This window comes from Vibrio sp. 1S139 (assembly GCF_041439475.1).
In the GTDB taxonomy this organism is placed as follows: Bacteria; Pseudomonadota; Gammaproteobacteria; order Enterobacterales; family Vibrionaceae; genus Vibrio; species Vibrio crassostreae_C.
Map to the genome: position 1 here is coordinate 1 of NZ_JBGOOD010000109.1, position 7081 is coordinate 7081.

The 7081-nt window shown below is 46.8% G+C and carries 6 protein-coding genes; 1 reads left to right on the plus strand and 5 read right to left on the minus strand.

The genetic code is table 11. From position 1 onward, the window contains the following. Positions 1 to 108: 108 nt before the first annotated feature. The 5 genes from ACED46_RS20960 to ACED46_RS20980 form a co-directional block, all read right to left on the minus strand. Positions 109 to 1389, minus strand: a complete 1281-nt coding sequence (locus ACED46_RS20960) for an extracellular solute-binding protein (RefSeq protein WP_371722357.1) — start codon at positions 1387 to 1389, stop codon at positions 109 to 111. Positions 1390 to 1395: 6 nt separating this feature from the next. Further along, positions 1396 to 2262: a carbohydrate ABC transporter permease gene (locus ACED46_RS20965; protein WP_371722358.1), complete on the minus strand. Its 867-nt coding sequence runs from the start codon at positions 2260 to 2262 to the stop codon at positions 1396 to 1398. A gap of 23 nt (positions 2263 to 2285) precedes the next feature. After that, positions 2286 to 3170, minus strand: coding sequence for a carbohydrate ABC transporter permease (locus ACED46_RS20970; RefSeq protein ID WP_132764339.1), 885 nt, complete (start codon positions 3168 to 3170; stop codon positions 2286 to 2288). A gap of 84 nt (positions 3171 to 3254) precedes the next feature. Next, a complete protein-coding gene (locus ACED46_RS20975; RefSeq protein ID WP_371722359.1) occupies positions 3255 to 4157 on the minus strand; it encodes a LysR substrate-binding domain-containing protein in 903 nt (300 codons plus the stop codon). A gap of 170 nt (positions 4158 to 4327) precedes the next feature. Beyond that, positions 4328 to 5953, minus strand: a complete 1626-nt coding sequence (locus ACED46_RS20980) for an ABC transporter substrate-binding protein (protein WP_371722360.1) — start codon at positions 5951 to 5953, stop codon at positions 4328 to 4330. 144 nt (positions 5954 to 6097) lie between these two features. Here ACED46_RS20980 and mpaA point away from each other — a divergent pair, with 144 nt between their 5' ends. Next, on the plus strand, positions 6098 to 6805 hold the full coding sequence (gene mpaA, locus ACED46_RS20985) for a murein tripeptide amidase MpaA (RefSeq protein WP_137001686.1): 708 nt from the start codon (positions 6098 to 6100) through the stop codon (positions 6803 to 6805). Positions 6806 to 7081: the final 276 nt, after the last annotated feature.

Consider the following 7081-nt stretch of genomic DNA (forward strand, 5'->3'; position numbering starts at 1 on the left):
CCAGCTAAATATCCGTTTAGATTCAAACAGTAATGCTTATCCGAACGGCATTGACCCGAGTAGATGGGCCTTTATGCATGCAAAGATAGTGTTAATCCACTTTGCAGATTAAGAACGATTCGCTCGGTCTAGTGCACGTTGCGCTTTCTTAGCCGCTTGTTTTAGCGCTTTGTCAGCAGGCACGTTTTGGATTTGAATCTGGTCTGCAGCCACCTTCAGCGCATCCATAATCTTACCGTTGGTAGGGTCAAGGAAATCTTTGGTCGCCGTGTTTGCTTGCTTCAACGGAATCAGAGCTTGTGGGTTGTCTTTAGTGAACGCTTGGTACTCTGGTACTTCAGAAACGCTGTTGCGCACAGGGATGTAACCTGTGAACATTGACCAAGCTGCGGTGTTTTTCGCGTTGGCGTAGAACTCAACAAACTCAAATGCACCTTTCGCCGCTGCGTCATCTGTGCCTTTTGGCATTACGTAAACCAGCGCACCCGCTTGTGGCGCAGAAGGGTTTGAACCCCAACCCGGCTGTGTAGTTGCTGAAAGCTTAGTGAAGTCCAAGTCACCTTGGTCACCTGATGAACCGGTATAGCCCAATGCGTTGTCTTTCATCACGTCATCAATGGTTTTGTACCAGTATTCCCAGCCTTGACCACCGTAGTGAATTCGCATGATTTGATCATCATGGATCCACTTACGGAAGCTGTCCCACACCTCAACCCACTCAGGAGAGTCAATCAGCACTTTCTTACCGTCATCACTGATGATCTTAGCGCCGTTAGAGAAAGCCGCGTCAATCATGTTGCCCTGACCCCACATCGGCTCCCAGCCGTAGAAAGTCACGTTGCCTTTCTCGTCACGCTGTGTGACTTTCTCAGCGACCTTAGCCACACCTTGCCATGTGTTTAGGTCTTGCTCGGTAAAGCCGTTATCTGCCAATACTTGCTTGTTGTAGTAGAACACTTGAGTTGTACCGTAAGCAGGTAGACCAATGATGGTGCCATCGTCTGCCGTCACTTGATCTTTAAACGCGCCAATGAAATCAGAGAAGTTGAACTCTTCATCCATAAACGGCGTTAGGTCACGGCTCAGACCACGCCCGTGCATCGCTTCCGCACGACCTGAATCTAATAGCACAAGTTCAGGTGCCGTTTTCGACGCTAAACCAGCTTGCAGCTTCTGGTAGGTTTCCGTGTAGTTACCTTGCAATGCGGGCTTCACCACATACTCATCTTGGCTCGCGTTGAACTCTTCGATGAGCTTAGTCATCATTTGCTGTGGCTTAGTACCACCGGAATACCAAAAGTTAACTTCGGTTGCGGCAAGAACACTGCTAGAGAACATAGACGCGCTTGCTGCGCCAGCACACACTAGTGCGAGAGTTTTTAGTTTCATTTCCGTTTACTCTTTTACGCCGTTATCGGCGATACCTGAAAGAATCGTCTTTTGACAAATGACAAATAGAATTAACAAAGGCAATACTGCAATGGTGCTCGCCGCCATAATTTGCGACCAGTTCAACCCATAGTTACCTTCGGCAATAAAGTAGTGACGAATACCAGTAGCGATCAGATTTAAATCCTGAGTCGTAATCACCAGGCTTGGCCACATGTAGCTGTTGTAATTGGTAATAAAAGTGATGAGGAACAGTGTTGCGACTGCTGCTCGGCATTGCGGTAAGATGATTGCCCATAAGATCTTGAGCTCACCTGCACCATCAATTCGTGCCGCTTCAATCAGCGACGGATGCACCTTGATAAACACTTGGCGTAGATAAAACACACCGAAAACCGACGCCGCGCCCGGCAGCATGTAACAACCCATCACGATGAAATAGAGCACCGTCTTTGAGCGAAACTTCAGCTGAGTCAGCGCATATGCAAACATCGCCGAATTCACAATCACCAAAAACGTAGTGAACAAAGCCACGCTAAAACTGTTGAAGATGTACAAGCCAAACGGCGCGCTGTGAAAGGTTTCGACAAAGGTTTCCCAGCGGAATTGCTCTGGAATCAAATCCAGTGGGTTAGCAAAGATCTCATCGTTGCTTTTCAGTGAACCAGACAACATCCACAAGAACGGGAACACCATAATGGTTCCGCACGTTGCCAAGAACAGGTGCTTAGCCAGTGCGAGGAACGAACGGCGATCCACTGAAATCTTCTTTGACGCAACCTCTGATTTGGTCGCTTTGGTTTGTGCTATAACTTTGGCTTTCGCTGCGCTCTGGTTTAATACTTGATTGGCATCCAATACTTGCGTGGTCATAATTCTGTCCTTTCAAAAATCGACTAGTAGTACACCCAGCGCTTGCCGATGTAGGTATTAATAAGTGCCAGCAATCCAGTAATCAGGAATATCACTAACGATGTCGCGGCCGCAGGTCCCATTTCGTAACGTTCAAACGCTTGTTGGTAGAACAAGTACAGCAAGGTACGTGTCTCACCACCCGGCCCGCCCTGCGTTAGGATCTGGAACTGATCGAACGCCTGCATTGCCGTAATAATGTTGACCACCACTAAGAAGAAAGTGGTTGGTGAAATCAGTGGAAGCGTAATCTTCAAAAAGCGCGTTAAGCTGCTGCAGCCATCAATCAAAGAAGCCTCATACAGTGACTCTGGAATCTTGTTGAGTGCACTGATGTAGAACAGCATCGTCCAACCAATCGCCTGCCACACCGTCACGATAATCACCGCAATCAAAGCCGTGTTTCCGTTCTCTAACCATGGAATCGCGCTAAACCCTGCCGACTCCAGTAAGTGGTTTGCCAAGCCCGATTTGGTCTCGAACACCCAAGACCACACGATCGAAACTGCTACCGTTGGCGTAATCCAAGGAGAGAAGATCACCGCACGATAAAACTGGCTGCCCTTGAAATTTTTGTGCAGCAGCATCGCAAACACAAGGCCAAGAATAATGGTGGGAATCACCACACCCACAGAGAACCAAAACGTATTGAGCATCGCTTGGATGAACTCGTAATCCTCAACCATGTACTCGTAATTTTCTAAACCGATGAACGAATAATCTGGCGAGATGTAATCCCAGTCGGTGAAGCTGATGTAAATCGAATAACCAAATGGTACGAGCCAAAAAGTAAACAGTGGCACCAACAACGGTGCAGTAAATAGCAGTACCTTTAAGCGGTTTTTCATTGGTTGTGAGAAAGCACTCATGGTGACCTCGTCCTTATTTGTATGCGGTTAAATTAAGGGGTTTGTGTGACAGGTTAGTAAGAGCGCCCTTCATTTTTTTTATGGCTACCCATTAGAAAACCTTTCTTCCAGTTCACCGTCTTCCATCTGGTGATAAAGCCAATCACAAAAGAAATTCACCTTGGCACTGCGGCGGTGTTTGGTAATCAAATAGTGGGCAGACTCGGCAGGCATTGAGGACTCTGTAGCCAGAACAATATCGTTTTTCTCTAACAGCTCAGACACCGCAAGCGAACGCACCAACAACACACCAATGCCATGTTTGACCGCCTCTAATGCATGCAGAGAGTTACTCACTTCAAGTAGCACCTTAGGTAAAGTCATCTCGAATTGGTTATGGCTCAACCATTGCAGCCAGTTCTCGCGGTAGCCTTTTACTCGCACGGTCGGCAAAGCAGAAAAATCATGCTCAACCAAGGAGTCTTGATATTGGTTTTTAAAGTCTGGGCTACACACCAACTGCCAATGCTCTTGAAAGAGTCGCTCACTATGAGTGTCTTCGCTTTCGACCTTGCCATTGGTCAGTTCAATATCGACATTCTGACAAGGGTTGGTTGATGGCCAGTCCACCAGCTGAATATCGAGCCTGATAAAAGGGTATTTTTGATAAAAAGATGGCAAGCGAGGCAGCAGCCAGTTATGGCAAAAGGTGTGATTAACGCGCAGGCTCAACACGTCGGTTTCTTTTTCCCCGAAGAGGATTTGAGTCTGTAATTTCAGGTGTGCTAATGAACCCGCAACAATCGGTTGATAGTGCTGGGCAGCTGACGTCAGCTTTACGCCTTTGGAGCTTCGCTCAAACAATGTGGTATCGAGAAAGGTTTCTAAACTTTTAAGCTGCTGACTCACCGCAGCTTGGGTAACACAAAGCTCGCGCGCAGCAGCGCCAATAGAACCGAGGCGGGCAACAGCTTCGAACGCAACAAGGGCACGTAGAGGGGGTAACATGGCTTCACCTGATTGAAATAAAAGTGAAAAATACTTCAATCAGGTTTCAGTTTTTTGCGCTTACCGTTACAGATTAATGACGAAGGGACGTTGATCAGATATTTATGATCAACGTCCCTTTTCTTTATTTCATATTCTTAGCGGTGTGTCGCCGCGTGAATCAAACGCAATTACTCTTTGATGTAGAGATCCTTAGAATAGATACGCCCTTCTACATTGTTCTTCGCAAAACCACCAACACTTGGTCGTACTAGACGAGCCTGCATGTAGTAGTAAATTGGCGCGATCGGCATGTCTTCTGCCAGTAACTGTTCTGCCTGGTCGTAGAAACCTTGGCGATCTTGTTCGCTGGTTGCGGCTAGTGCGCTATCCATTGCTGCGTCGTACTTTTCATTGTTGTAGCGAGCAAAGTTACCTGAAGAGCCAGAACGCAACAGGCTCAAGAAGGTTGATGCTTCATTGTAGTCACCACACCAAGAGGCGCGCATCACATCAAAATCACCTTGGCGACGCGATACCAAGTAAGACTTCCACTCTTGGTTTTCTAGTTCAACTTGTGCGCCTAAGTTGCCTTTCAGCATTGATGCAATCGCCACTGCAATCGACTTGTTCGATTCACTAGTATTGTAAAGCAGTTTGAAATCCAATGGGTTAGACGCATCGTAGCCCGATTCTTGCAATAGTTCTTTGGCCTTTTGATCGCGTTCTTTCTGAGTCCACGTGCTGTATTCAGGTTGTGTTGCATCAAAACCAGCCGTGTACTCATGAGCAAAGGTATAAGCCGGTAAGTTGCCCACCTGAGTCACACCATTGGTGATAACGTCACGCATCATAGAATAAGAGACAGCTTTACGTACTCGCGCATCATCAAAAGGTGGTCGCGTAGTATTGAATGCGTAGTAGTAAGTACACAACAGAGGCACTGTGGTAAACGCATCTTGATATTTGCTTTTAAGCTGCTGCGCCATGTGTATAGGCACGTCCGAAGTAATATCGACCTCGCCCACCGCATAACGGTTAATCGAGGCATTCTGATTCTCAAACGGAATATAAGTTACTTCGGTTAAGTGGGTATCTGAACTGTCCCAATATTTCGGGTTCTTCTTCAGCTCAATGCGCTCGTTCACCACCCACTCGTCTAGCACAAATGCTCCATTACCAACAAATTGCTTAGGGTCGCTCCACGGCTTGTCGCTACTTTCTAGGGCTGATTGATGCACTGGCATCATAGATGTGTGGCCCGTCATTGCCACAAAGTAAGGTACTTGGCTGTCGAGTTCAAAACGGACGGTGTGCTTATCAATAGCCGACACGCCTAGTTCTTCAATCGGCTTCTTACCTTCTGCCACATCAGCAATATTGTTGATTTTGGTGAGCTTCAGGTACCACACATTTGGCGATGCCGTTTTTGGGTCTACCGCGCGTCTTATCGCATACACGAAATCATCGGCCGTCACAGGATCGCCATTCGACCACTGCGCGTCTTTGCGCAGTTGGAATACAAACGTTTTGTTGTCTTCGGTTTCCCAAGATTCCGCCACACCTGGAGTAATGTTGCCATCGCGGTCTTGAATCACTAAACCTTCAAACAGGTCACGTAGAATGTGCATTTCTGGAAGGCCTTCTGCCTTTGCCGGATCTAGTGTCGCCGCTTCCGCATCATTAGCGCGCACTAAGTGTTGCTGCTCTGCCAGAGTGGTTCCCGCAGGCAACGTGTCAGCAACGGCAGTTACTGAGATAAAGGGGGTCAATAGAGATGAAATGAGTAACGCCGTTGAGTGTTTCTTAAAATCCATATGTTTTTGCTCTCCTAGCCTATCTTTGAAGCAAGTAATAAAATTAACAATGCGACTGTTGACGAGTTTTAATGCTTTCGTTTATCTAAGTAAGTTTGTGTAATCGTTAATACTTGATAGTACTTGATCAATCAGGAGATAAAGGTGAGTTTAATTCCAAGAACGGAAAGAGCTGCATTTTCAATAAAGCCGCTGTCATATGGAAAATCAGTGTTGGGTGCGCCTTTGCTCTATTTCCCCGCGCAAATAGAAAGCGAGTCTCGCGGGCTGATCTTAGCTGGCACACACGGTGATGAAACCGCTTCTATTGCAGGATTATCTTGTGCGCTGAGAAGCTTGCCAGCCGCCAACTTGAGACACGATGTGATCCTGTCGATGAACCCAGATGGCAATCAATTAGGCACTCGCGCCAACGCCAACCAAGTCGATCTGAACCGCGCCTTCCCAACTCAAAACTGGACAGAAAACGGCACCGTGTATCGCTGGAGCTCCCACACACCAGTCAGAGATGTAAAAGTGAAAACCGGGCAAGCCGAACAACTTGAACCTGAAGTGCAATCGCTCATAAACCTCATCGAACAGCGCCAACCTAAATTCGTCATCTCTTTTCACGAACCACTCGCCATGGTCGATGACCCCGATCGATCAGAACTCACCACTTGGCTAGGTAAGCAATTCAACCTGCCGCTCGTTGAAGACGTCGATTACGAAACCCCAGGCTCATTCGGCACATGGTGTCAGGAAAGAAACCTACCGTGCATTACTGTAGAACTACCGCCCGTTTCTGCGGATTTAACTATAGAAAAGTATTTGGATGCGTTTGTCGCAGTGTTGGGGTGTGAGGGAAATTAGTCTGGAGTAGGCTACATATACACATGCGAACAGTAATTCATCCTAATTACTAGTGAATCATATATTCCGTCTACTGAATCAATCCCATTCATAATCTATGCCGAATTCTTCCTTTGCATCATTTCAACTTATCTTTAGAGAAAGGCAATCGACATGATTAGCGCGATGAAAACTTCACTATCAATGAACTTCGGGGCTCGTCGCTATGAATCTAACTCGTTATCATAGACAGGATCTTAAGAGCTAACTTGTTTATTTAGATAGAAAAAAGGCTTC

What these genes read in the sequence shown, in the direction of transcription:
- ACED46_RS20980 (WP_371722360.1), bottom strand. Translation starts at nt 5,953, where the DNA reads ATGGATTTTAAGAAACACTCAACGGCGTTACTCATTTCATCTCTATTG.
- ACED46_RS20970 (WP_132764339.1), bottom strand. Translation starts at nt 3,170, where the DNA reads ATGAGTGCTTTCTCACAACCAATGAAAAACCGCTTAAAGGTACTGCTA.
- ACED46_RS20975 (WP_371722359.1), bottom strand. Translation starts at nt 4,157, where the DNA reads ATGTTACCCCCTCTACGTGCCCTTGTTGCGTTCGAAGCTGTTGCCCGC.
- ACED46_RS20965 (WP_371722358.1), bottom strand. Translation starts at nt 2,262, where the DNA reads ATGACCACGCAAGTATTGGATGCCAATCAAGTATTAAACCAGAGCGCA.
- ACED46_RS20960 (WP_371722357.1), bottom strand. Translation starts at nt 1,389, where the DNA reads ATGAAACTAAAAACTCTCGCACTAGTGTGTGCTGGCGCAGCAAGCGCG.